The sequence below is a fragment of the Thermodesulfobacterium hydrogeniphilum genome, from assembly GCF_000746255.1.
In the GTDB taxonomy this organism is placed as follows: Bacteria; Desulfobacterota; Thermodesulfobacteria; order Thermodesulfobacteriales; family Thermodesulfobacteriaceae; genus Thermodesulfobacterium; species Thermodesulfobacterium hydrogeniphilum.
On the sequence record NZ_JQKW01000007.1, the window covers coordinates 154412 to 178354 of the forward strand.

Below are 23943 nucleotides of genomic sequence, written 5' to 3' on the forward strand. Positions count from 1 at the left end.
CTAATATGAAAAAAAAATTAACTTTTATTTTTTTTGGATTTTTTCTTTTTTTTGTTTTATTTTTTATTTTAATAATCTCAAATTTAAACAATATTTTAAATCATCCTAAATTTCATCAAAAATTGGAAAAATTTTTTAGAAATAATTATCATATAGATTTAAAATATGATCAAATAAATGTAAATCTATCAAAAGGTGAAGTTAGTCTGAAAAATTTTTATTTTAAATCTAAAATTTATAAACTTTCTGTACCTCAAGGTTATTTAAACTTTTCTTTCTCAAAAATTTTAAAACTTAATTTTTATCCTGAAGAAATTCGGGTTTCAAATATACATTTTGAAAAACATTTTGTAAAAAAAATTTTTAACCTGAGAAAATTGATTCAAACTTTGCATAAGTTATCTCCTTTATATTTAACAGTTACAAATGCAACTATAAATTATGAAATAAAATCTGGATGGTTTAATTTTAAAGATGCAGATTTGAAATTAAGAATAGGGAAAAAACAGGTTTTATATGAGGCTAAGGCTAAATCAAATATTTTTAAAGATGGTAATATAAAAGGAAGATTTGATTATAAAAATATATTTTTAGAGAGTTTGGTAGATTTTAAAAATTTAGATCTTGCTAAGTTTAAAAAAATCTTAGATTTGGGTATATCTAAAACAGAAATTAAAAGGTTGAAAAGTGAGATAGTTTTGGAAAAAAAGACTTTAAATATAGCTTTTGTTGCTTTAGATCCTTATATAATTTTTAAAAAGATTCCCTTTCAAAAACTATTAGGAGGATATATAGAAGGTATAGTAGTTGCTGATAAGAAAGGTGTAGATATTAATTTAAATTTAATTAAATCAAAATTTCCGAAAATAAAAGGATCACTTCATATTAAAAAGAAAGATAATTATAAATTGATAGCTAATGCTGAAGAAGTAGATCTTTCCAGTATAAAAGATCTTGCTTTAAAATTGTTTCCAAAAAATAAAAGTATTAAAAAAATATTTAATATTGTCCAGAAAGGAATTTTATACGATTTAAAAATAGAAAATTCTGGAGATAACCTGAGAGCTCTTTTTAATGTCAAAAATTTAAGTTTAAAATCCTCTGTTAGCGGAGGTAATATTAGCTTAACTTTTTTGCCTTTTCCTATTAATGATATAAAAGGAAAATTGGCCTTTAAAGATCATTCCCTGTTTTTTAGTGGAAAAACACTTATAGATAAAAATATTGTGGGAAAAGTGGATAATTTAGAACTGAAATTTTTAAAAAAGAAAAAACCTTATTTAAAATTAAAAGGCACTTTTATAGGAGAGGCGGAGTCATTAAAAACTATTTTAATGAAGTTAAGTAAAAAATTAACAACATTAAAAGAATATAATTTTAAAGGATTGGTGAAAGGGAGAATAGAATTAAAAGGTCATACTTCTAAATCTGAGCTTAAAGGTGAAATAAAGGCTTATTTAAACAACTTTATGGCTAAAATACCTTATTATAAAGATCTTATTTATATTAAAAAAGGAAGTATTTTTTATGATTTTGATACAGTAAAATTTAAAAATTTAAAAACATTTACTAAAAATATTTTTGTTGACAATTTAAATTTAGTTTTTTATTTAAAAAATTCAGATTTTAATCTTTTGGCTGAAAATGCTACAATTTCTAAAGAAATTATCAGTAAAATAAAGAAAAGATATTCGGAAATAAAAAATATCTTTTCAAGATATAAGATAGATTTTCAAAAGATAAAAATAAATTCTTTAAGTTGGAATAGCAATTTGGATCTTATTTTAAAAGAAAGAGCTGATTTTAAAAATAATTTAAAGAAAAATCTTGTTTTAAGTGGAGTGATTTCAGGAGTAAAGGTAGAATATCCTTATAGAGGAGAAATCTTTGAATTAACAAGTCCTGAATTATCTTTTGAGTTTAATAAAGGTGTTATAAATATAAAAGAAAGCTTAATAAATTTAGAGGATTCTCCTTTTAAGATCAATGGAACTATTAAAGATAATAAAATTGAAATAAAAGGAACAGGACAAATAAATAAAATATTAAAAAATAAAATAGAAAATCTAATAAAATTACCTAAGAAGTATGATTTAAAAGATCCTATTAAGGTTTCTTTTTTAGATTTTGTTTATGATAACGGAACCTTTTCTCACTCCGGAGAATATATCATATCTAAAAATTATTTAAAACTTGATTTTAAAAAAGATAAAAAGATAAATTGTAAATTAAAATGGATAAGCAATGGTACAGATTTTAAAATAAATTTAACTCAAAAATTTAAAAATATCATAGTTAAAACTAAAGGCAATCTTGATCTGAGTGATATTAATCATGTGTTTAAAAATTTAGGTTATAAGTTAAAAGGCAAATTAGAAAGCTCAATTTATTTAACTTTACCTGTAAATATTAAGATTAAAAATTTGAAAGAATTAAGCAATTTCTATCTAAACAACTTAATATTTGGAGATAAAAGTTACTTAAAAATTAAAAATGCTATAATAAAGTTTCCTGATAATAAAATTTTGAGTCTTAATTTAACAAGCAGTTTTTATAAAAAGGTGCTAAAAATTTCCAATTTTTCAATAAAATGGAATGGGTCCTTAGTTAAAGGCGACTTTAAGATTAATAAAAAACCTGATTATTTTTATTTAACAGGGAATTTAAAAGGAAAGGAGGTAAATTTAAAGAAATTATTAACGAAAAAAGAAAAGAAAAATAAATCTAATAGTTTTTTGGGCTTCTTGGATGGTATTCCTTTAATAGCTGATTTGAATGTAGAAGTAGGAAAATTAATTTTTCCTACTTCTCATTATATTGAAGATTTACGAACCGATGTATTTTTAGATAATACAAATAAAATTTTAATAATCAATCTACCTGAAGCAAATTTCTGTGGACTTAAATTACAGGCTATTTATGAAAAAGAATTAAATAAACAGGATTTATATATAAAAATTTTACCATCTCAGGGTGATTTTTTGGACCTTTTTTCTTGTTTATATCCAGAAGAAATGCCAAAAGTAATTTTAGAAGGTCCTTATAAAATAAGAGGATATATCTATGCAGAAGGAGATCAGAAGGATTTGCTTAAAAAAAGCACAGGTGAAATAGAGGTTAGAGGTAAAAAGGGATATATTTATAGAGCACCTTTATTAGCCAGACTTTTTGGTTTTTTAAGTCCAATTGATCTTTTCCAAGGAAAGATACCTAATTTAGAAAACAATCTTTTAGCTTATGAAGAGTTAGACATAAAAGGTGTATTAAAAGATTTAACTTTAAGATTAAAAAATGCTTTTCTTTCTGCTACAGGATTCAGACTTTTTGGAAAAGGGACTATAAATTTTATTAATAAAAAGTTAAATTTAACTTTTTATGTTTCACCTTTTAAAACTTTGGATATAATTTTAGAAAATATCCCATTTTTAGGAAAAAGGATTTTAGGAAAACAAAGAATGTTGATTTATTTGCCTTTAGAAGTGGTTGGAACCTATGATAATTATCAAATAATCCCATTGCATCCAAGTAGCATAGGTAAAGGATTTTTTGATTTTATTTTTAGAATCTTTGGTATTCCCGAAGAATTTTATAAAAACAAATCAATTATAAACAAGTTTGAAAGAAAAGAATGGTTAAAGGAAAAGAATGAGAGAAAACTTCAAAATCCCTGAGATTTTATATGAGGATAAATATATATTAATTGTAAATAAACCTGCGGGTTTAATAGTCCAGGGTGCTTATAAAAAAGAGGAATCCTTTTTAGATTTAATTAAAAGTTTTATTAAGGAAAGAGATAAAAAACCTGGAAATGTATTTTTAGGGGTGGTTCACAGGCTTGATAAATTAGTTTCTGGAGCTTTGATTTGGGCCAAAAGAAGTAAAATAGCTAAAAGGTTATTTGAAAGCTTTCAAAAAAAAGAAGTTTTTAAAATTTATTTAGCTGAGGTTGAGGGTTGTTTAGAAGGAGAAGGATTATGGGAAAATTATCTTTTATGGGATGAAAGAAAAAGAAAAACTTTAGTTTTTAATAATGAAAAGAGACAGACTAAAAAAGCCATTACTTATTATTTTAGCCTTGAAGTTTCTAAAAAAAGTAATATTTTACTTATACCTTTAACAGGAAGAAAACATCAATTAAGAGCTGTTTTAAGTAAAAAGGGATTTCCTATTGTAGGAGATTTGAAATATGGTTCAAAAATAAAAATAAAAAATGGTAAAGCCATTTTGTTACATGCTTTATTTTTGAAATTTCCTCACCCTATGACAAAAGAAAATCTTGAAATAATAGCTCCTCTTCCTGAATATTTTTCTGCAAAAGGTCTTGACAAAAAACTAAATTTGGAGTTTCTTAATAAAATATTAAATAGATTTGAAGAGGTTTGTTGTGTGTCAGGCTAAAATTTTTATAAAGGTAGGAGATGAGGAAAGAGAATATTGTAAAGATATAGATGAAATGGAACTTAAAGAGGATAAGATAATTTTAAAAAGTCTTTTTGAAGAACCTAAGATAGTTAAAGGAAAAATAAAGTATATTAATTTTTTAAAAGCAAAGGTGGTGATAGAATCCGATGAGTTCCCAAAATAACAGAAAAGATCAAAAAGAATCAGAAATTCCTGTTCTTTGTGCAACTTGTGCCTGGAGAGAATTCTGCTCTAAAAAGTTCAGTATGGATAATACCAAACCCTTTAAATGTCCTGATTATTCCCCTGACTATACCCTTTTAAAAAAGAAAAAGGAGTCAGAAGTTGATAAGAAGGAAGATTAGGGAATTAATAGAAAATAAAATTAACGAATTATTTGGAAGTATTTCAGATTTGATTTTTGAGGTAGAAAAACCGAAAAGAGAAATTTATGGAGATTATGCTACTAATGTAGCTTTAGTTTTAAAAAACAGATTAAACAAATCACCTTTAGAAATTGCTCAAAAGTTAGCTCAAGAGTTTGAAAAAGAAACTAAAATTTTTTCCAAAATAGAGGTAGTGAAACCGGGTTTTATAAATTTCTGGATTTCTCAAAATTATTATATAGAAAATTTAAAGAAAATTTTAGAAAAAAAAGAAGAATATGGCAAAATTGATCTTGGTCATGGTAAGAAAGTTTTAATAGAGTTTGTTTCAGCTAATCCTACAGGACCTCTTCATATAGGGCATGGGAGAGGAGCAGCTTATGGAGATTCTTTAGCAAGAATTTTAGATTTTACAGGGTATAATGTAACAAAAGAATATTATATAAATAATAAAGGAACTCAAATGATTATTTTAGGAGCGTCAGTTTATTTAAGAGCAAAAGAGTTATCAGGAGAAAAGATAGAATTTCCAGAAAACTATTATAAAGGCGCTTATATATATGATATAGCTAAGGAAGCTTTGAAGCTTTATCCTGATTTACTTTCTATGGAAGAAGAAAAGGCTATAGAACTTTGTAAAGAACTTGCCATTAAAATTATTCTGGAAGATATAAAAAATGACTTAGAAAGATTTAGAGTGATTTATGATAATTGGTATTCAGAAACTGGATTATATGAAAAAAATAAGGTAGAGGAGGTTATAAATTATTTAAAAGAAAAGGGTTTAATCTATGAAAAAGAGGGAGCTATTTGGTTTAAGTCGTCTTTATTTGGAGATGAAAAAGATAGGGTAATAATTCGTTCTAATAAAGAATATACTTATTTTGCTGGAGATATTGCTTATCATTATGAAAAATTTAAAGAAAGAGGTTTTGATTTATGTATAAATATATGGGGAGCAGATCATCATGGTTATGTAAAAAGACTAAAGGCAGCTTTAAAAGCTTTTGATATTGATCCTGAAAAATTACAGATAATACTTATCCAAATGGTAAATTTAATTGAAGGAGGAGAAATAAAGAGTATGTCAACTCGCCAGGGGGAATTTGTAGAATTAAAAGAACTATTAAATGAAGTTGGAGCAGATGCTACTAGATTTATTTTTCTTTCTCGCTCAGCAGATTCTCCTTTAGATTTTGATATAGACCTTGCTAAAAAACAATCTCAAGAAAATCCTGTTTATTATGTTCAGTATGCTCATGCCCGTATTTGTAGTATCTTTGAAAAAGCCAAAGAAAATGGCTGGGATGAATTTAATTGGGGAAGGGCCAATTGGGAGTTTTTATCTAATAAAGAAGAATTAGATCTTTTGAAAAAATTAGATGAATTTCAGGATGTGGTGGAAAGTGCTAGCAGTTTGTATGCACCTTATAAACTTACTTATTATTTACTTGAGCTTGCCAAGGAGTTTCATGAATATTATTCTAAATATAGAGTATTATCCGAAGATAAAGAATTAACTTTAGCCCGTTTAGGTTTGTGTATGGGTTGTAAAATTGTGCTTAAAAATGCCTTAAATTTATTAGGAGTTTCAGCTCCTAAAAAAATGTAAAGGAGGAGGGACAATTATGGGAGAAAACAAAGTGAAAATAGAAGTGAGCAAATTAACATTGGTTTTTATTATTTTATTCGGTTTATGTATTATTATTTGGAGCTTTATTATAGGAATTTGGGTAGGAACTAAAATTGGTGTTAAAGAAGAGAATATAGCTTTGGAAGAAAAGGGTAAAAGTTTAGAGATTCCTTCTCCGGTTGCTCCTGTAGCACCATCTTCTAATAAAACTGAGGTTGGTAAAGCTCCTATCTTTTTACCTTCTCAACCCTCTGCAAAAATATCAAAAAGCTCTACACATGCTCATAAAATGGTAACCTCTAAAAAAGTTAAAAAGAAAATTTCTGTAAGTTCAAGAAAAGAGGTAAAAGAAACAGAACAACCTTCATCTAAATATACTAAAAAAGAAGTAGCGTATATAGCTTCTCAGATAAAAAATAAGAGTTTTTGTTATGCTATTCAAATAGGTGCATTTTCAAATAAAAAATCTGCAGAAAAGATGAAGAAGTTAGCAGAAAACAAAGGATATAAAACTGTTATAAAATCTGCTAAGATTAATGGGAAAGTTTTTTATAAAGTTTTTGTAGGAGAATACCTTTCCAAAAATGAGGCTAAAAAGTATATTTCTGAGGTTTCAAAAGATTTAGGAGTTAATAAACCTTTTGTAGTTAAAATAGAAAAATGGTAAGAAAGGCTAAATTATCAGATGTTAAATATATTTACAAATTAATTTCGCATTTTTCCAAGAGAGGAGATGTGATTCCCAGGCCTTTAATAGAACTGTATGAACATGTAAGAGATTTTTTTGTATACGAAGAGAGAGATTTGATTGTAGGGGCTTGTAGTTTACATATATGTTGGGAGGATTTAGCAGAGATAAGATCTTTGGTAGTAAGTGAGGAATATCAAAAAAAAGGTATAGGAGCTAAATTAGTAAAGGCTTGTGTAGAAGAGGCAAAAATTCTTGAGATACCTAAGGTTTTTGCTTTAACAAGGGTACCTGAATTTTTTGAGAGGATGGGGTTTGAGAAGATTGATAAAAAGGAATTACCTCATAAGGTATGGGCTGATTGTGTGAGATGTCCCAAATTTCCTGAGTGCGATGAGGTACCTGTAATGAAAGAAATTTTTAAAGGAACAACCCCTTGACTTTTTTAAAAAATTATATAAAAATAAATTTTAAGTAATTGGATAAAATAATTTTAAAGATATTTAAAGACTTTACTAAAAAAATTAAAAGGAGGTGTGAAGTATGCCAACAGTTGAGTACAAAGGTAAAGTATTTGAAGTTGATGAAGACGGATTTTTACAGGCTGGTCTTGATGCTTGGTGTCAAGAATGGGTTGAATATGTAAAAGAACAAGAAGGAATTCAGGAACTTACTGAAGAGCACTGGAAAGTAATTAATATTCTTCAGGACTATTACAAAAAGAATGGTGTTGCTCCTATGGTAAGAATTCTTTCTAAACTCACAGGATTTCCTTTAAAGAAAATTTATGAACTTTTTCCTTCTGGTCCTGGAAAAGGTGCTTGTAAGATGGCTGGTTTACCTAAACCTACTGGTTGCGTATAAAGGGCAGGTAAATTTTCAAATAGATTTTCAGAGGAGCAGAATTGTATTCTGCTCCTCTAATCTTATTATAAGAATTTTTGTTGTTTTATTTTTATTTGTATTTCAAAATTTTTCTTTTGGTTTTAATAAAATAGATATTAATAAAGCTTCAATAAAAGAATTAGAAGAAATTCCTGGAATAGGTAAAATTGTTGCTCAAAGAATTGTTAAGTATAGAGAGAAATATGGATCATTTAAGTCTATTGAAGAATTAAAAAATATAAAAGGCATAGGTTCTAAAAAATTTGAATTATTAAAAAAATATATAAAAGTGGAAAAGATTTCATCACTTAGTATAGATCAAAATTCTAATAAAAAATCTGAGAATAAAAATTTTAAATTAATTATTTATTATTATAAAGATAATAGAGGTATAATTCATTATACTCAATTTCCTGAAAATGTACCTTTAAAATACAAAGGATCTTTAAAAGTTTTAAATCATTAAAAAACTCTCTTGCTTAAACAAAAAATCTGTTTAAAATTAAAGAACTTAAAAAAATTAGAGGAGTTTTTTTATGTTAATATATCCTTTAACTGATGACCAAAAACTTCTTTTGGATTTAATTAAACAAATAGGGGAAGAATATATTAAACCTTATGCTTTGGAATGGGATGAAAAGGAAATTTATGATGAGAAACCTATTAAGGCTTTAGCTCATGCAGATCTTTTTGGAATAATTATTCCTGAGGAGTATGGTGGCTTGGGTTGGGGAAGTTTTGAGATGTGTTTAGCAGTGGAATATTTATCTTATTATTGTGCTGGAGTTTCTACTACTTATGCAGCTTCTTTTTTGGGATGTTATCCTATTCTTCTTTTTGGTAATAAAGAGCAAAAAGCTAAATATTTACCATTTATTGCCACAGGGAAAAAACTTTGTGCTTTTGCTCTTACAGAACCTCAAGCAGGAAGTGATGCTTTTGCTATAAAGACCACAGCTAAAAAAGAGGGAGATTATTATATTTTAAATGGAATGAAACAATGGATTACTAATGGAGGTATTGCAGATATTTATATTGTAATTGCTATGACAGATCCTGCTAAAGGTGCAAGAGGAGCCAGTGCTTTTATTGTAGAAAAAGATGACCCTGGGTTTTCTATAGGGAAAAAAGAAAAAAAGCTTGGTTTAAGAGCTTCTGTTACTACAGAACTTTTTTTTAATGACTGTAAAATTCCAAGAGATAGGCTTCTTGCAAGAGAAGGTATGGGATTTATAGTAGCTTTAAAGACCTTAGATTATGCCAGATGTGGAGCAGGAGCTCAGGCTCTTGGTATTGCTCAGGCTGCTATGGAAGTAGCTTTAAAACATGCTACTTCCCGTGTTCAATTTGGTCAGCCTATTTACAATTTTCAGGCTGTAAGTCATACTTTTGCAGAAATGGCTATGAAAATAGAAGCAGCCAGAGCTTTGGTTTATAATGTAGCTAAATATATAGATAGTGGAGCTAAAGATTTTTCAGGCGCTTCTTCTATGGCTAAATGCTTAGCCACTGATACTGCTATGTGGGTCACAGAAAGAGCTATTCAAATGATGGGTGGTTATGGATATATGAGAGATTATCCTGTGCAAAAATATTTTAGAGATGCCAAATGTCTTCAAATTTATGAAGGAACTAATGAAATTCAAAAAAATGTTATAGCAAGAGAACTTTTAAAATATTATAAATAAAAAAGAGGGAAAAAATGGAAAAAATTATAGTTTGTATAAAAGGAGTTCCCAAGCCAGGAACAGTTAAAGTTGATCCTGAGACACACACTTTAAAAAGAGAGAGTATGGAGCTTATTTTAAACCCTAATGATAGACCGGCTTTAGAAATGGCTATAAGACTTAAAGAAAAATATGGAGCAGAAATAACTGTTATCTCTATGGGACCTTCTAATATAATTCCTCTTTTAAAACAGGCTTATGCCTTAGGTATAGATCAAATGATTTTACTTTCAGATAGAGCTTTTGCAGGTGCTGATACCTTAGCTACAAGTTATGTTCTTGCCAGAGCTATAGAAAAGTTGTCTCCTTTTTCTATAGTTTTGATGGGTCTAAAATCTATAGATGGAGAAACAGCCCAGGTTCCCTCTGAAACTGCAGGTTTATTAGGACTTCCCTCTCTGATAAATATAAAAGAACTAAAAAAAGAAGATGATAAATGGATAGCTATAAGGGAAAATGAATATGGAGAAGAAGAGATAGAGGTGGAAAGTTCTTTATTAGCTTCGGTTTCACCACAAGCTTTTGATTATCTTAGACCTCCTTCTTTAAAGCGTCTTATAGAAGTTAAAGAAAAAGAACCTTTAATCTGGACTGCTTCAGATATTCAGGCTGAACCTGAGAAGTTAGGTCTTAAAGGATCTCCTACTCAGGTAGTAGATGTGTTTGAAAAGAAACTGGAGATGAAAGGGACTATTTTAGAAGGAGAGCCTCAAGAACTGGTAGAAAAATTTATAGAGGTTTTAAAAGAAAAAGAAATAATTAAAATATAGAGGGAAAAAATGATTGAAAAAATCAAATTAGAAGACCTTAAAAAAGAAAACATTTTAGCTTTTGGAGAAATTTATCAGGGAAAACTTCATCCTTCAAGTTTGGAGATTTTAACTCCTTTAAAAGAAATTGCTGAAAAACTTGATAAAAGTTTAATCTTAGTTTGTTTAGCAGATTCCTTAGAAAGTATTCATGATTTAGAAAGTCTAAAAAAAAGTTTGGCAGATGAAGTTTGGTTTATTTTTCATTCCAAATTAAGAGATTTTAAAGATGACCTTTATGCAAGGGTTTTTATAGAAATAATTAAATCTACTAATCCTTATGGAGTTTTTTTTCCAGCCACTCTCATAGGAGTTTCTATAGCACCAAGAATTGCAGGAGTTTTAAATTTAGGACTTTGTGCTCATGTTAATGCTTTGGAAATTGAGAATAATCAGATTATTATGGCAAGACCAACTTATGGAGAAAATATTATTGCTAAACTTACTTCTAAAACTATACCTGTTATGGCAACTATATCTATAGGAGCTTTTAGTCCAAAGACTTCTGAAAAAACACCAGTTTTTAAAGAGGTAATTTTTCCAGAAAATTTTTCTTGGGAAAGCGCTTTGAAAGTTAGAAGTTTTAGATCCTCTAAAAAGAAACCTTCTCGTCTATCCACTGCTAAGGTAGTAGTAGCAGGGGGAAGAGGGCTTAAAAATAAAGAAAATTTTCAGAAACTTTTTGAATTAGCGGAGATTTTAAAAGCAGAGGTAGGAGCTACCCGTCCTGTTTGTTACGAAGGCTGGGTAGAAGAAGAAAGAATGATAGGAGTAAGTGGTGTAACAGTAAAACCTAAGGTTTATATAGGATTTGGTATTTCTGGAGCTTTGCAACATACCGCAGGAATGGAAAATTCTGAATTTATTATAGCTATAAATACAGACAAAGAAGCACCTTTAGTAAAAATGGCTCATCTTTCTTTGATAGGAGATGCTAAAAAAATTTTAGATCTTTTATTAAAGAAATTGAAGAGATAAATTTTTTATAATTTATTTCAATTTATTTCTAATTTTTTTAAAATCTTTTTCTAAAATTTCTTTAATTTTTGGAAATCTTAATCTAGCAGCAGGATGATAAGTAACAAAAAATTCTTTATCTTCTTTTTTAATCCATTTCCCTCTAAAATCTTTTAGTTTTTTATCTGTGAAGAATACTGAAAAAGCAACTTCCCCTAATAAAATAAATTTTTGAGGATTAATAATTTTAATTTGTTTTTTTAACCAAGGAAGGCAGGCTTTAATTTCTTCTTTTTTTGGTTTTCTATTTATTGGAGGTTGAGGTAGGCATTTTAAAGGAGATGTAATAAAAATTTCTTCTCTTTTAATACCAGCTAAGTTAAGTAGATCATTTTTTATTTCTTCGTTTAATTTTTTCTGTTAACATTTTTTAAAGTTTAATTTTAAAAAATTCTGTAATATTTAAAAGACAAAAATAAAAAATTTAAACAAGTTTAAATTGCTTTACAGTAGAAGATTTGTATTATATAATCTTTTTATAAAATAGCAAAGGAAGGCGAAATTTTCTCTGTGAAAATTGGGTTTGGAGGAATTGATAAAGAAAGTAAAAACCATTTCTGGAAAAAGATGGAATTCAAAGGAAAAATACTGGGAAGTATTTATGTAAGCAAAGCAAACATCGCAAGCATAAAAAGCCCTCTTGATACAATTTTGAAGGAGGAAGAAACGTGATTACATCCAGCGGGGAGCATATACTCAATATTGCGTATATTTTCCAAAATTGGAACAATATCTGCAATACGGATATGAACGAGTTATGTACAATTTGCCCGAAAATTGCCCGAAGCCCTTTTGTAAAAAATATTAATATCAGCAAATTGTAAGGTGAAGTGATGAAAATTCAAGCAAAAATAATAATCGGTGATAGCCGTAAAATGATAGAAGTCGAGGACAATAGCATAGATTTGGTTGTTACTTCTCCTCCTTACTGGCATATTAAAGATTACGGAGCTCCCGGACAGATTGGTTATGGGCAAAGTTTACATGAATATTTGAAAGATTTATACAGAGTATGGAAAGAATGTTATCGTGTTCTTAAACCGGGACGAAGGTTATGTATAAACATAGGCGATCAATTCGCCAGATCTATAATTTATGGCAGATATAAAGTTATACCACTACATGCCGAGTTTATAGCTCAGTGCGAGGATATAGGTTTTGATTATATGGGCTCAATAATCTGGCAGAAAAAAACCACAATGAACACTACTGGCGGAGCAAATGTGATGGGTTCTTATCCGTATCCATCTAATGGAATGATTGAAATTGACTATGAATTTATACTTATTTTTAAAAAATTCGGAAAAAGCGAAAAAATTCCAAAGGAAATCAAAGAAAAATCTAAGCTAACTAAAGAAGAATGGAAAGAGTATTTTTGTGGGCACTGGTATTTTGGTGGAGCGAGACAGATAGAACATGAGGCCATGTTTCCCGAAGAATTACCAAAAAGACTGATAAAAATGTATACATTTGTTGGTGATACTGTTCTTGATCCTTTTCTTGGAAGTGGAACTACCGTAAAAGCGGCTTTAAACCTAAATAGAAATGCAATAGGTTATGAAATAAATGGAAAGTTTTTGGATGTAATAAAAGAAAAACTTGGACTAAAACAAAGTTTGCTACAATTCAGCGAAAACATTCAGATAATAAGGCGCGAGTCTTCAATAGATATTGATGAAATTGACTATGTTCCAAGAATTAAAAACGCTAAGCCCAAAATAGATCCTAAGAAATTCAATTTTAGAAACGATAGACTTTACAGAGTTGTTGATATTATAGACGAGCAAACTATTAAATTAAATACCGGTCTACTTGTTAAGTTTTTGGGCGTTAAAATAATTAATAAAGAAAAAGCACTAGAATATTTGCAAAGCCGTATTTTGAAAAAAGAGGTTTATCTTAAATTTGACAATAACACTATCGTGGATGAAAATACAGTCAGCGCCTATGTTTATTTAAAAAATAGGATATTTGTTAATGCCTTTTTAATAAAATCTGGAATAGCTGAGGCAGAGAAGACAAAGGATTATAAGTATAAAACAAAGTTTCTTGAATTAGAAAAAGAGGTGAAATGATGGCAAAAGAATGGATATTAAATATGGCAACAAACAGATGGGGACTGAATAAGAAAAACAGCGTTGGACCAGTGTCTCAATGGATCCGTGAATGTAGCCCCAAAACAATCAAAGATTGGAAAGATTTTTATTACAAAAAACTTGCTGATTTCCTTAAAAGAAAAGGTAATTCTTTATCTCCTGAGGAGTATATTGAAGATCTGGGGAGAAAATTGTATGTGAAAATTACAGAAGTTATCCAGGCGGAAATTGAGGAAGTAACAGAGGAAGATTGTATTCAGTATATTTACAATCTTGTGATTAATAGGACATACGATGGTTATCTAACGGAAATAAAAACGATATATGGGAAATTACAGAGAGATTTGGGTGTTGAAATAAAACCCGCACCTGATGAGTGGGATAGACTTTACAATGTGGATTTTTATATTCAGGTTGGGAATAAGTATATTGGTTTACAAATAAAACCCATAACATATGAACAAACACCAGAGATTTACAGATGGAAAGAATGGCTTGGTAAGACACATAAAAAGTTTGAAGAAAATTTTGGTGGAAAAGTGTTTATTGTATTTTCAATTAAAAAAGACAACAAAAAGGAAATTTATAATCTGGAAGTTGTTGAAGAAATAAAGAAGGAAATTGAAAGGCTTAAAGGAGGCAAGTAAATGACGCCGTCTAGCCGGACTCTCTGCTTCGCTTAGGTACTATCGCCCACGCTTAACAGGTGGATATGTGGCTCATTATCGCTTGTCCAATTTCGGCATAGCTGAATTTTGCATACTTACCAAACGTTATATTATACTAAAAACACGGAAAAGTCTGTTTTTCATAAATACCAAAATTTCTTAATCTTCAAACTTTTGGCTAAGCAAGAATTTTAATTTTTTTTCTAATCTTTTTATGTGATCACCTTGCCAGTAAATTTTTTCACATTTTGGGCAATAATTAAATTCATTATAATAAGCATAAACTTTTGGAGGAATTAAGTCTTTAAAATTTTCTTTTTTAACAGGAATTAATTCTTCTCCACAAACTGTGCAAATATTGAGTTTTAATTCAGTTTTTAGATCCAACTTGTTAATTAATAAACAAAGCTGTGCTTTAAGACTTTCTCTTGGTAAAAGCAAATATCTTACTCCTGCTTTTTCAAGCATTTCTGCTGTTTCAGGACTTGTAATAAGAAAAAATTTATCTTTATATTTAAAAATGTCTTCTTTGGTTATTTTACTTTCGCAGATCTTGGTTTTGTGTCCTAAAAATCTAAGCCATTTACTCAAACCTTTTAGAGAGGCTTCAAGAAAAAATTCCATTTTTTAAGATTTTTCTTTTTTCTTTTCCCAGCCTGGTAATAGATGTAATTCTAAAATTTGTTCTATTTTGACTTCTGCAGGAGCTCCAGTAAGAAGACACTGAGCTCTCTGGGTTTTTGGAAAGGCTATAACTTCTCTTATACTCTTTTTACCAAGCATGAGCATTATTAAACGGTCAAGTCCAAAGGCTATTCCACCATGAGGAGGAGCTCCATATTCTAAAGCTGTGAGTAAAAAACCAAACTTCTCTTCTGCTTCTTCTGGAGTTATTTTTAATAACTTAAAAATTCTTTCCTGGAGCTCTCTTCTGTGAATACGAATGCTTCCTCCACCAATTTCAATTCCATTTAAAACTAAATCATAGGCTTTAGATTTAACCTTAGCAGGATCAGTTTCTAAAAACTCTATATCTTCTTCCTTAGGATGAGTAAAAGGATGATGCATAGAAATCCAGCGATCTTCTTCATCATCCCATTCAAAAAGCGGAAAATCAACTATCCAGACAAAACTATATGTTTTTTCAGAGATAAGTCCTAAATTTTGTGCAAGATGCTTTCTCAATTCAGAAAGAACTAAATTAGCAATATCCTCTTTATCAGCTACAAAAAAGAATGTTGCTTTTTCATCAGAAGTATCAAAAATTTCTTCTAATTTTTCTAAAGCTGATTTTTCAAAAAACTTTACAATAGGAGAACTCCATTTTTCTTCAAAAGAAGCAGCAGTTTTAGTATATTTTATCCAAGCAAGACCTTTGGCTCCAAGTTCCTGAGCAAATTTAGTGAGATCATCAAGTTCTTTTCTTGAAAAATGAGAAGGTGCTTTAAGTCCTTTTACAATTCCTCCCGAATCTAAAGCACTTCTAAAAACCTTGAAAGAGGTTTCTTTAGCAATAGATGAAATATCTTTTAATTTCATATCAAATCTAATATCAGGTCTATCTGTGCCATAATCTCTTAAAGCTGTTTCATAAGAAAAAACAGGAAAAGGAGTTCTTAGAGTAATTCCTAAAGTTTTTTCAAAAAGATAAGCTATTAATTCCTCCACCATTTGCATTACATCTTTTTCTTCTACAAAAGACATCTCCATATCAAGCTGAGTAAATTCAGGCTGACGATCTGCTCTTAAATCTTCATCTCTAAAACATCTTACAATCTGATAATATTTATCTACACCTGCAACCATAAGAATTTGTTTAAATAATTGAGGAGACTGGGGTAGGGCATAAAATTTCCCAGGATAAAGTCTGCTTGGAACTAAATAATCTCTTGCTCCTTCAGGAGTGCTTTTGGTAAGATAAGGAGTTTCTATTTCTAAAAATCCCTGGCTGTTTAAAAATTCTCTGATGGTCTGATTTACTTTATGTCTGAAAACAAAAGGTTTAAGTCCGTCCAAGGTTCTCATTTCTAAATAACGATATTTTAATCTTATAGCTTCTGAAACTTCAGAAATATCTTCATCTAAAGGAAAAGGAGGTGTTTTGGAGGTGTTTAAAATTTCCACATCACTTGCTACAAGTTCTATATCACCAGTAGGAATTTTGGGGTTTTCCATACCAGGTGGTCTTTTTCTAATTTTTCCTTTTACACTTATTACATACTCAATTCTTATAGAATCCGCTAAATCATGAATTTGAGGGTCTATACCTTCTTCAAAAACAACTTGTAAAAGACCTGTTTTATCTCTAAGATCTATAAAGATAACTCCTCCATGATCCCTTCGTCTTAAAACCCACCCAGAAACAATAACTTCTCTATCTATAAAATTTTTGTTTAATTCACCTATGTAAAGACTTCTTTTAAGACGCATGAAAAACCTCCACTCTTGTAAGATTTTAGGAATGATGGTTTTAAATTATAACATTTTATCCTTTTCTTGCATTATGAATTCAAAATTATTTTAAGTCCAAAAAATTCTACAGTGTTTTTGCTTGTTTTTTCTGCAAGAGTTTCCAGGTCTAAATTTTTTATTTCTGCAATTTTTTTGGCAGTATAAATCAAAAAGGCAGGTTCATTCCTTTTTCCTCTCATAGGGATAGGAGCTAAAAAAGGACAATCTGTCTCTAAAAGAATTCTGTCAATAGGGATATATTTTACTGATTCTCTCAAAATATCAGCATTTTGGAAAGTTACTATTCCTGGTATAGAAATAAAACCGCTTAAATCAAGTATTTTTTTTGCAGTATCTTTATCTAAAGTAAAACAATGAGCCACAAATTTAAGAGGTAAAAATTTTTTGATTATAGTAAAAGCTGTATCCCAGAGATCCTTTTCTCCTCTTAAATGTAAAACTACAGGTTTGTTATATTTTTTGGCAAGTTCTAATTGTTTTTCAAAATGCTCTATTTGTATCTCCTTAGGAGAATACTCTTTAACCCAATCAAGTCCTATCTCTCCTATTGCATAAACTTTATTTAAACTCTCCTCTAAAACCAAATAATCTTCTTCTTTAATCTTATTTACTTCATGAGGATGAAATCCTATTACAGGAGAGATAAAATCAGGATATTTTTTTGCAAGTTCTAAGGCTTTTTTATTGGTAGAAGGGTTTATTCCTATTACTACAGTATGAATCACATAATTTTCTTTTGCTCTTTTTATAACTTCTTCCAAATCCTTCTTAAACTCTGGAAGATTTAAATGGGCATGACTATCTATAAGTTTCATCATATTCTCCTATTGTTATTTAAAAATTTACTAACAACAAAAAAGAGAAAATAAAAGCTCATAAAAACTACTACTGATCCTGAAAAAGGTAAATCCCAAAAAACTGAAATAAGAGTTCCTCCTAAAATTCCTAAAATATTTAAAAAAGCTGTGTAAATAATAGCCAGTTTAAAATTAGAAGCAAGTTTTAAAGCACAGCTTCCTGAGAATACAAAAAAAGCCGAAATTAAAAGAATTCCCATCAATTTTATACCTATAATAATTTGTAAAGTTATAATAACCAAATAAAAGGAATTGGCCCATTTAAAATTTATACCAGGAATTTCTTTATCTGTTATTTGAGCAGTCCATAGGGGATAAAATTTGTAAAAAAAAGCAAAGCTCAATAATAATACGATTATACTTTCATAAAAATCTTTCTGAGAAACTGTTACCAAACTGCCAAAAAGGTAAGAAAGAAGACGAGCATCATATAAATTAGTCTTGGCAGCTACAATTAAAGCTAAACCCAAGGCTAAATGAGTTATTATAGAAGTTGCGGTATCTTCGTAAAGTTTAAAGTATTTGTTCAAAATTAAAATTCCTAAAACTGAAAAAAGAGTTAAACATATAATAACAGGGTATTCCAAATAAGAAGAAATATAATTAGAAAAAGCAGTAGTAAAGATTATAGCAAAAAATAAAACATGAGTTAAAGCATGGGGAAATAAAGCATTTTTCTTTAAAATCAAAAAAGGAGATGTTAAAGAAAGAGATATTCCTAAAAGAATTCCTGCTAAAACTCCAAATTTTACTAATTGTAAAGAGAATAAAAGTTCTTCCACGGCTTTTACCAGTGTAAATGTTCAATTTTATGGTAATCAGAAAAAAATTCAGGTTTACTACTTAAAACACAAAAGCTTTCATGATCTCCATGGAAAAAGAGAGTCTGATTTATACAGGCAACTTTGTTAACCCATTTAGTTAAAAGCCAGGTTTCATGGGTTATAAGAACAATAGTAAGACCTTTTTGATGAAATTCTCCTAAGGTTTTATAAAAGGCATCTTGAGAAAAGAAATCTAAGCCTACAGAGGGTTCGTCTAAAATCAAAAGCTCTGGTTCTAAAATAAGGGCTCTTATAATATAAGCTCTTTGAAGCTGTCCATAAGAAAGTGCTCCTAATTTTTTATTTAAAAGATCTTTGATCCCGAATTTTTCTATTAAAAGATCCTTTATTGCAGGATGAATAGTTTTTTTATACCATTTAGAAGGCATAGAAAGGAATTCTTTTACAGTAAGAGGAGTAAGAGATTCTACTAAATCTCCAGCTCTCTGAGGAACATATCCAATTTTATACCAGTCTTTAAAGTCTTTTAATCTCCTTCCCCATAAATATATTTCTCCTTTTAAAGGTTTTAAAAATCCCAAGATACATTTTATAAGGGTGCTTTTACCCCCTCCATTAGGTCCAATAATAGCTAAAAAGTCCCCCTTTTTTACCTCTAAATTGATATTTTTAAGAACTAAATGTCTTTCATAAGCAAAGGAAAGATCTTTAACCTGAATTATGGTTTGATTCATTTTTTAATTTTGATTTCTTCCCAAATTTTATCCAGATCTTTTATAGTTAATTCATTCCAAGAAAGATCTCTGTTTTTTATTTCCTTTTCAAGTAGCTTGAAACGGTTTTCAAATTTATCTAAGGCTAAACGCAAAGCTTCTTCTGGATTAATATCTAATTTTCGAGAAAAATTAGCTACAGTAAAAAGTAGATCCCCTATTTCTTCTTTAAGCTTATCTTCAGAAGAGGTTTTAATGGCAGATTTTATTTCTTCTATTTCTTCCTGAACTTTTTCAAGCACATCTTCAGCTTTTTCCCAATCAAAACCAACTCTACCAGCTCTTTCTCCCAATCTAAAAGCTCTTTGTAAAGCAGGAAGACTTTTAGGAATGTTTCCAAGAACAGAAGAACTTTTGCCTTCTTCTTTTTTAATTTTCTGCCATTTTATCAAAACTTCTTCTGCGGTTTTGGCTACTTCGTTTCCAAATACATGGGGATGACGTCTTATCATTTTTTGAGCAGTAAAATAAAAAAGATCTTTTAAAGTGAAAAGCCCTGCTTCTTCATAAAGATAGATAATAAAAACAAGCAAAAATAGCAAATCACCCAGCTCTTCTCTTATTTCTGATATATCATTTTTATCTATAGCCTCCAAAACTTCGTAAGTTTCTTCTAAAAGGTATTTTTTTAAGCTTTGAGGGGTTTGCTGTTTATCCCATGGACAGCCATTAACCCCTCTTAAAGTTTTTACAATCTCCCATAAAGTTTCTAAACTGGCTTTCTCTCTGTCTACTTTCATATTTTTACCTGAATTTTTTCATAATATGGGGAATTAAACCACCATCTTCTAAGATTTCTTTCATAAAAGAAGGCAATGGTTTGGTATGATATATTTTATTCTTAGTAAGATTTATAATTTTCCCTTCTTCAGGATAGATTTCCAGTTCATCACCTGTTTCAATTTCACTTGCAGCTTCGGGACATTCCAAGATTAAAAGCCCTGTGTTAAAGGCATTTCTATAAAATATTCTTGCAAATGATTCAGCGATTACACAAGAAATTCCACAGGCTTTTATAGCGATAGGAGCATGTTCACGAGAAGACCCACATCCAAAGTTTCTGCCAGCTACAATTATGTCTCCTTTATTAACTTTAGAAGCAAAGGCAGGGTCTGCATCTTCCATACAATGTTTGGCAAGTTCTTCTGGATCAGTAGTATTTAAGTATCTTGCGGGAATAATAACATCTGTATCTATATTATCTCCAAACTTCCAGGCTTTCCCTTTTATTTTTTTCATTTTTAATCCTCCTCTTTTAATCCTAATTCTTCAGGAATAGCAATATAACCAAGAACTGCACTTGCAGCAGCAACCGCTGGTCCTGCAAGATAGACCTCACTTTCAGGATGTCCCATTCTTCCAATAAAATTTCTATTGGTAGTAGCAACAGCTCTTTCTCCTTTTGCAAGGATTCCCATGTGTCCACCAAGACAAGGTCCACAGGTAGGAGGAGAAACTATAGCACCAGCTTCTATAAAAATTCTGAGATAATCCTTTTTAATAGCTTCATAGTAAACATTTGGAGTAGCAGGAATAATGATACATCTTACATTAGGATTAACTTTGCGACCTTTTAAAATTTTAGCAGCTATAGCAAGATCTTCCAATCTTCCATTAGTGCAGGACCCTATAACAACCTGATCAATATAAATTTTTTGCGGAAGCTCTTTTACAAATCTTACATTAGAAGGAAGATGTGGCAGGGCTACTACCAGATCTAATTTAGAAACATCGTATTCTTTAATATCAGCATATTTAGCTTTTTTATCAGCCTTTAAAATTAAAGCTTCCCTTTTTAAGCGATTTTTGATATAAGACAGGTTTTTTTTATCAGGCTCTATAAGACCTACTTTACCCCCAGCTTCAATAGCCATATTAGACATAGTGAATCTTTCAGCCATAGAAAGATTTTTAATAGCCTCACCTGTAAATTCCATAGCCTTATATAAAGCTCCATCTACTCCAATATCTCCTATAGTGTAAAGAATAAGGTCTTTTCCTGTTATCCAGGGTTTAGGTTTGCCATAATAAATGAATTTAATAGTTTCAGGGACCTTAAACCAAGTTTTACCTGTAATCCAGGCTCCTGCAAGATCAGTTGAGCCTACACCTGTAGCAAAAGCTCCTAAAGCTCCATAGGTGCAGGTATGACTGTCTGCGCCTATAACAATATCTCCTGGTCCAACCAAACCAATCTCTGGAAGAAGGGCATGCTCTATGCCGCATCTACCACCTTCATAATAATGAAGAATACCATATTTTCTGGCAAACTCTCTACAAACACGAACTTGTTCAGCACTCTTTATGTCTTTATTAGGAGTAAAATGATCCATTACCAAAACAATTTTTTTTGGATCAAAAACCTTATTTATCCCTGTTTTTTCAAAAACTTTTATAGCTAAAGGACCTGTAATGTCATTAGCCAAAGTTAAATCAACAGAAATTTCTACCAGTTCTCCAGGTTCTACATAAGGACGATTAAGTTTTGTTGCTAAAATTTTTTCTGCTAATGTCATTGGACGTTTTTTCATGATTAAACCCCTTAAAAAAATTTACAGATTTTTAATTTTACTTTTTTTCTTTATTTTTGCAAGGTAAATATTTTATTTAAAAAACTTTTAAATTTGAAACCACATTAATTTTGGTAAACTTGAAAAAGTGGTAAAATCTAATTTAGTGCTTATATTTTTTTAAATAATCATAAGGAGGGGGGACAAAAATGGATTTAATTAAAAAGGCTATGTTAATGGGGTTGGGAATGATAAATCTTACTAAAGAAAAAGCCGAAGAAATGGTTGATGAATTAATTAAAAAAGGAGAGATTGCTAAGGAAGAGAAATTTAAAATAGTTGATAGACTTCTTAAACAGGCTCAGGAGCAAGAAAAAGAATTGATGCAAAAAATTTCAGAAATGGTTAAAAAAACAGTAACTGAAATGGGAATGCCTACTAAAGAAGATTTGGAAAAAATACTAAAAAAGCTTGATGAAATAGAGAAAAAAATTTCTCAAGGTTCATAAAAAGATAGATCAAAAATTAAATAAAAGTGTTTATTCTTAAAATTCGTCAAAATTATAAAGAACTTAAACGTTATCTTAAAATTTTTGCAGTTTTAATACGTTATGGATTTGGAGATATTATTGATAAAATTAGTGATAGATTAAAATTTAAATATTTTATCATTTGGCGAAGATTTATAAAAAAAGAAACAGAAGAAGTAAAACGACTTTCTACTGCTGAGAGAGTTAGATTGGTTTTAGAAGATCTTGGTCCTACTTTTATAAAATTTGGTCAGATATTAAGTTGCAGGCCAGATCTTCTTCCTCCAGAATTTATAAAAGAACTAAGCAAACTTCAGGATGAGGTTCCTCCTTTTCCTTTTGAAAAAGTTAAAGAAATTGTGGAAACTCAATTGAAAAGACCTTTAAATGAGCTTTTTAGTTTCTTTGAAGAAAAACCTTTAGCAGCGGGTTCCTTAGCTCAGGTTCATAGAGCAAAAACTAAAAATGGAGAGGAAGTAGTTGTTAAAGTTCAAAGACCTGGAATAAAAAAAATTATAGAAACAGATATTCATATTTTATATGATCTTGCTTCTCTTTTAGAAAGACGTTTTCCTGAGTTAAAGTATTATGAACCTACCAAAATTATAGAGGAATTTGCCAAAACTATTCGTAAAGAATTGGATTTTGTTAGAGAAGGAAGGAATATAGAACGTTTCAGAAATTGTTTTAAAAATGACAAAACTGTTTATTTTCCTAAGGTTTATTGGGATTTAACAGCTCCTAAGGTTTTGACTATGGAATATATAAAAGGGTTTAAACTTTCCGAAATTGATAAACAAAATAATTTAAACGTAGATAAAAAAATTATAGCCCTTAATGGAGCTGATTTTATTCTTAAGGAAATTTTTGAATGTCATTTTTTTCATGCTGATCCTCATCCTGGAAATATTTTTATTCTGAATAACAATATGATAGCCCTTATAGATTTCGGAATGGTTGGAATTCTTGATGATGTAATGGTGGAGTGGATTATTAAAATTTTAAAAGCTATTTTAGATAAAAATGTAGATCTATTAATAAAAGCTATTTTAAGTCTTAATATTGCCCCGCCTCCTTCAGATATAATAAGTTTTAGATTGGAATTATTTGATTTTCTTGAGCGTTATTATGGAGTTCCTTTAAAAGACCTTGATATAGGAATTTTGATAAATGAATTTTTAGATATTATGAGAAAATATCGTGTGCGTTTCACTCCTTCGTTAGTATTAATGCTTAGAGCTTTAGTAATACATGAAGGAATCGGAAGAACTCTTTATCCAGAGTTTAATATGATAGAGCATGTAAGACCTTATGTTAGAAGATTTATGCTGAAAAAATTTGATTTTTCTAAACAATGCAAGGAAATTAATTTGTTTTTGGAAGATTCTGCTTTACTTCTTAAAGAACTTCCTTCAAATTTAAGAGAAATTCTTTTAAAGCTAAAAAAAGATGAGCTTGCTATAAAGTTTGAACATAGAGGTTTGGAAAGGCTTATATATCAACTTGATAAGTCCAGCAATCGTCTTAGCTTTGCTATGGTAATTGCTGCTTTAGTAATAGGCTCTTCTATTATTTTTCAAACTCAGGCAGGACCTAAGTTATTTGGATATCCACTATTAGGATTTTTAGGTTTTATTCTGGCAAGTTTATTTGGTATAAAACTGCTTATTGAAATTTTGCGATCAGGGAAATTATAAAAAAGCTTG

Annotated in this window: 26 protein-coding genes; 17 read left to right on the plus strand and 9 right to left on the minus strand. The window is 29.5% G+C overall.

The features are described 5' to 3' along the window. Positions 1-5: 5 nt before the first annotated feature. From CC87_RS03125 to CC87_RS03180, 12 genes are all read left to right on the plus strand, one after another. Positions 6-3671, plus strand: coding sequence for a hypothetical protein (locus CC87_RS03125; RefSeq protein ID WP_038056042.1), 3666 nt, complete (start codon positions 6-8; stop codon positions 3669-3671). Then, positions 3646-4398: an RluA family pseudouridine synthase gene (locus CC87_RS03130; RefSeq protein ID WP_051920488.1), complete on the plus strand. Its 753-nt coding sequence runs from the start codon at positions 3646-3648 to the stop codon at positions 4396-4398. The genes CC87_RS03125 and CC87_RS03130 overlap by 26 nt, the downstream gene beginning before the upstream one ends. Beyond that, on the plus strand, positions 4385-4585 hold the full coding sequence (locus tag CC87_RS03135) for a CooT family nickel-binding protein (protein ID WP_038056044.1): 201 nt from the start codon (positions 4385-4387) through the stop codon (positions 4583-4585). Before CC87_RS03130 ends, CC87_RS03135 begins: the two co-directional genes overlap by 14 nt. Continuing rightward, positions 4569-4766, plus strand: a complete 198-nt coding sequence (locus CC87_RS03140; protein WP_038056046.1) for a hypothetical protein — start codon at positions 4569-4571, stop codon at positions 4764-4766. Before CC87_RS03135 ends, CC87_RS03140 begins: the two co-directional genes overlap by 17 nt. Continuing rightward, complete coding sequence (argS, locus tag CC87_RS03145; RefSeq protein ID WP_051920491.1) at positions 4747-6399, plus strand: arginine--tRNA ligase; 1653 nt, start codon at positions 4747-4749, stop codon at positions 6397-6399. Before CC87_RS03140 ends, argS begins: the two co-directional genes overlap by 20 nt. A 16-nt stretch (positions 6400-6415) precedes the next feature. Further along, positions 6416-7087 (plus strand): SPOR domain-containing protein, encoded by a 672-nt coding sequence (locus CC87_RS03150; RefSeq protein ID WP_038056048.1) that lies wholly within the window; start codon positions 6416-6418, stop codon positions 7085-7087. Further along, entirely contained in the window at positions 7081-7548 is a 468-nt protein-coding gene (locus CC87_RS03155) for an N-acetyltransferase (protein WP_038056051.1), read from the plus strand. The genes CC87_RS03150 and CC87_RS03155 overlap by 7 nt, the downstream gene beginning before the upstream one ends. Positions 7549-7651: 103 nt before the next feature. After that, positions 7652-7972 carry a TusE/DsrC/DsvC family sulfur relay protein gene (locus tag CC87_RS03160; RefSeq protein ID WP_038056055.1) on the plus strand — a complete coding sequence of 107 codons (321 nt, stop codon included), beginning with the start codon at positions 7652-7654 and terminating at the stop codon, positions 7970-7972. After that, positions 7926-8459 (plus strand): ComEA family DNA-binding protein, encoded by a 534-nt coding sequence (locus CC87_RS08590; RefSeq protein ID WP_051920493.1) that lies wholly within the window; start codon positions 7926-7928, stop codon positions 8457-8459. Before CC87_RS03160 ends, CC87_RS08590 begins: the two co-directional genes overlap by 47 nt. Before the next feature lie 70 nt (positions 8460-8529). Beyond that, the gene (locus tag CC87_RS03170) at positions 8530-9681 is read left to right on the plus strand and encodes an acyl-CoA dehydrogenase family protein (RefSeq protein WP_038056057.1); all 1152 of its coding nucleotides are present in this window, start codon (positions 8530-8532) and stop codon (positions 9679-9681) included. A 14-nt stretch (positions 9682-9695) separates the two neighbouring features. Further along, on the plus strand, positions 9696-10490 hold the full coding sequence (locus tag CC87_RS03175) for an electron transfer flavoprotein subunit beta/FixA family protein (protein ID WP_038056058.1): 795 nt from the start codon (positions 9696-9698) through the stop codon (positions 10488-10490). 9 nt (positions 10491-10499) lie between these two features. After that, the gene (locus CC87_RS03180; RefSeq protein WP_038056059.1) at positions 10500-11507 is read left to right on the plus strand and encodes an electron transfer flavoprotein subunit alpha/FixB family protein; all 1008 of its coding nucleotides are present in this window, start codon (positions 10500-10502) and stop codon (positions 11505-11507) included. Positions 11508-11519: 12 nt separating this feature from the next. On the opposite strand, the gene CC87_RS08855 is transcribed toward CC87_RS03180, so the two are convergent. Then, complete coding sequence (locus CC87_RS08855; protein WP_281170001.1) at positions 11520-11885, minus strand: uracil-DNA glycosylase; 366 nt, start codon at positions 11883-11885, stop codon at positions 11520-11522. 171 nt (positions 11886-12056) lie between these two features. On the opposite strand from CC87_RS08855, the gene CC87_RS08990 reads away from it, so the two are divergent. From CC87_RS08990 to CC87_RS03190, 3 genes are all read left to right on the plus strand, one after another. Further along, on the plus strand, positions 12057-12218 hold the full coding sequence (locus CC87_RS08990) for a hypothetical protein (RefSeq protein WP_156955569.1): 162 nt from the start codon (positions 12057-12059) through the stop codon (positions 12216-12218). 161 nt (positions 12219-12379) lie between these two features. After that, complete coding sequence (locus tag CC87_RS03185) at positions 12380-13621, plus strand: DNA methyltransferase (RefSeq protein ID WP_038056063.1); 1242 nt, start codon at positions 12380-12382, stop codon at positions 13619-13621. Continuing rightward, complete coding sequence (locus tag CC87_RS03190) at positions 13621-14289, plus strand: MjaI family restriction endonuclease (protein ID WP_038056066.1); 669 nt, start codon at positions 13621-13623, stop codon at positions 14287-14289. The genes CC87_RS03185 and CC87_RS03190 overlap by 1 nt, the downstream gene beginning before the upstream one ends. Positions 14290-14469: 180 nt before the next feature. Here the strand turns inward: CC87_RS03190 and CC87_RS03195 are convergent, their stop codons facing one another. The 8 genes from CC87_RS03195 to leuC all read right to left on the minus strand — a co-directional run bounded on the left by CC87_RS03195 (position 14470) and on the right by leuC (position 21728). Continuing rightward, on the minus strand, positions 14470-14934 hold the full coding sequence (locus CC87_RS03195; protein ID WP_038056071.1) for a Mut7-C RNAse domain-containing protein: 465 nt from the start codon (positions 14932-14934) through the stop codon (positions 14470-14472). Between the two features lie 3 nt (positions 14935-14937). Beyond that, the gene (gene aspS / locus CC87_RS03200) at positions 14938-16740 is read right to left on the minus strand and encodes an aspartate--tRNA ligase (protein WP_038056073.1); all 1803 of its coding nucleotides are present in this window, start codon (positions 16738-16740) and stop codon (positions 14938-14940) included. Between the two features lie 71 nt (positions 16741-16811). After that, positions 16812-17597 (minus strand): TatD family hydrolase, encoded by a 786-nt coding sequence (locus tag CC87_RS03205; RefSeq protein WP_038056075.1) that lies wholly within the window; start codon positions 17595-17597, stop codon positions 16812-16814. Then, positions 17597-18421 carry a metal ABC transporter permease gene (locus CC87_RS03210; RefSeq protein ID WP_038056077.1) on the minus strand — a complete coding sequence of 275 codons (825 nt, stop codon included), beginning with the start codon at positions 18419-18421 and terminating at the stop codon, positions 17597-17599. The genes CC87_RS03205 and CC87_RS03210 overlap by 1 nt, the downstream gene beginning before the upstream one ends. Before the next feature lie 5 nt (positions 18422-18426). Continuing rightward, positions 18427-19158: a metal ABC transporter ATP-binding protein gene (locus CC87_RS03215; RefSeq protein ID WP_038056079.1), complete on the minus strand. Its 732-nt coding sequence runs from the start codon at positions 19156-19158 to the stop codon at positions 18427-18429. After that, a complete protein-coding gene (gene mazG, locus CC87_RS03220; RefSeq protein WP_038056081.1) occupies positions 19155-19937 on the minus strand; it encodes a nucleoside triphosphate pyrophosphohydrolase in 783 nt (260 codons plus the stop codon). The genes CC87_RS03215 and mazG overlap by 4 nt, the downstream gene beginning before the upstream one ends. A 4-nt stretch (positions 19938-19941) precedes the next feature. Then, the gene (gene leuD / locus CC87_RS03225) at positions 19942-20436 is read right to left on the minus strand and encodes a 3-isopropylmalate dehydratase small subunit (RefSeq protein ID WP_038056083.1); all 495 of its coding nucleotides are present in this window, start codon (positions 20434-20436) and stop codon (positions 19942-19944) included. A gap of 2 nt (positions 20437-20438) precedes the next feature. Beyond that, complete coding sequence (leuC, locus tag CC87_RS03230) at positions 20439-21728, minus strand: 3-isopropylmalate dehydratase large subunit (protein WP_038056085.1); 1290 nt, start codon at positions 21726-21728, stop codon at positions 20439-20441. A 188-nt stretch (positions 21729-21916) separates the two neighbouring features. On the opposite strand from leuC, the gene CC87_RS03235 reads away from it, so the two are divergent. Continuing rightward, positions 21917-22216 carry a phasin family protein gene (locus CC87_RS03235; RefSeq protein ID WP_038056086.1) on the plus strand — a complete coding sequence of 100 codons (300 nt, stop codon included), beginning with the start codon at positions 21917-21919 and terminating at the stop codon, positions 22214-22216. 26 nt (positions 22217-22242) lie between these two features. Beyond that, a complete protein-coding gene (locus tag CC87_RS03240; RefSeq protein WP_038056088.1) occupies positions 22243-23934 on the plus strand; it encodes an ABC1 kinase family protein in 1692 nt (563 codons plus the stop codon). Positions 23935-23943 lie beyond the last annotated feature (9 nt).

Excerpts from the sequence above, each read along its gene's own strand:
- CC87_RS03155 (WP_038056051.1), top strand. The coding sequence starts at position 7,081 with ATGGTAAGAAAGGCTAAATTATCAGATGTTAAATATATTTACAAATTA.
- leuC (WP_038056085.1), bottom strand. The coding sequence starts at position 21,728 with ATGAAAAAACGTCCAATGACATTAGCAGAAAAAATTTTAGCAACAAAA.
- aspS (WP_038056073.1), bottom strand. The coding sequence starts at position 16,740 with ATGCGTCTTAAAAGAAGTCTTTACATAGGTGAATTAAACAAAAATTTT.
- CC87_RS03160 (WP_038056055.1), top strand. The coding sequence starts at position 7,652 with ATGCCAACAGTTGAGTACAAAGGTAAAGTATTTGAAGTTGATGAAGAC.
- CC87_RS03175 (WP_038056058.1), top strand. The coding sequence starts at position 9,696 with ATGGAAAAAATTATAGTTTGTATAAAAGGAGTTCCCAAGCCAGGAACA.
- CC87_RS03190 (WP_038056066.1), top strand. The coding sequence starts at position 13,621 with ATGGCAAAAGAATGGATATTAAATATGGCAACAAACAGATGGGGACTG.
- CC87_RS03215 (WP_038056079.1), bottom strand. The coding sequence starts at position 19,158 with ATGAATCAAACCATAATTCAGGTTAAAGATCTTTCCTTTGCTTATGAA.
- mazG (WP_038056081.1), bottom strand. The coding sequence starts at position 19,937 with ATGAAAGTAGACAGAGAGAAAGCCAGTTTAGAAACTTTATGGGAGATT.
- CC87_RS03150 (WP_038056048.1), top strand. The coding sequence starts at position 6,416 with ATGGGAGAAAACAAAGTGAAAATAGAAGTGAGCAAATTAACATTGGTT.
- CC87_RS03185 (WP_038056063.1), top strand. The coding sequence starts at position 12,380 with ATGAAAATTCAAGCAAAAATAATAATCGGTGATAGCCGTAAAATGATA.
- CC87_RS03140 (WP_038056046.1), top strand. The coding sequence starts at position 4,569 with ATGAGTTCCCAAAATAACAGAAAAGATCAAAAAGAATCAGAAATTCCT.
- CC87_RS03205 (WP_038056075.1), bottom strand. The coding sequence starts at position 17,597 with ATGAAACTTATAGATAGTCATGCCCATTTAAATCTTCCAGAGTTTAAG.
- CC87_RS03195 (WP_038056071.1), bottom strand. The coding sequence starts at position 14,934 with ATGGAATTTTTTCTTGAAGCCTCTCTAAAAGGTTTGAGTAAATGGCTT.
- CC87_RS03235 (WP_038056086.1), top strand. The coding sequence starts at position 21,917 with ATGGATTTAATTAAAAAGGCTATGTTAATGGGGTTGGGAATGATAAAT.
- CC87_RS03125 (WP_038056042.1), top strand. The coding sequence starts at position 6 with ATGAAAAAAAAATTAACTTTTATTTTTTTTGGATTTTTTCTTTTTTTT.
- CC87_RS03130 (WP_051920488.1), top strand. The coding sequence starts at position 3,646 with ATGAGAGAAAACTTCAAAATCCCTGAGATTTTATATGAGGATAAATAT.
- leuD (WP_038056083.1), bottom strand. The coding sequence starts at position 20,436 with ATGAAAAAAATAAAAGGGAAAGCCTGGAAGTTTGGAGATAATATAGAT.
- CC87_RS03170 (WP_038056057.1), top strand. The coding sequence starts at position 8,530 with ATGTTAATATATCCTTTAACTGATGACCAAAAACTTCTTTTGGATTTA.
- CC87_RS03180 (WP_038056059.1), top strand. The coding sequence starts at position 10,500 with ATGATTGAAAAAATCAAATTAGAAGACCTTAAAAAAGAAAACATTTTA.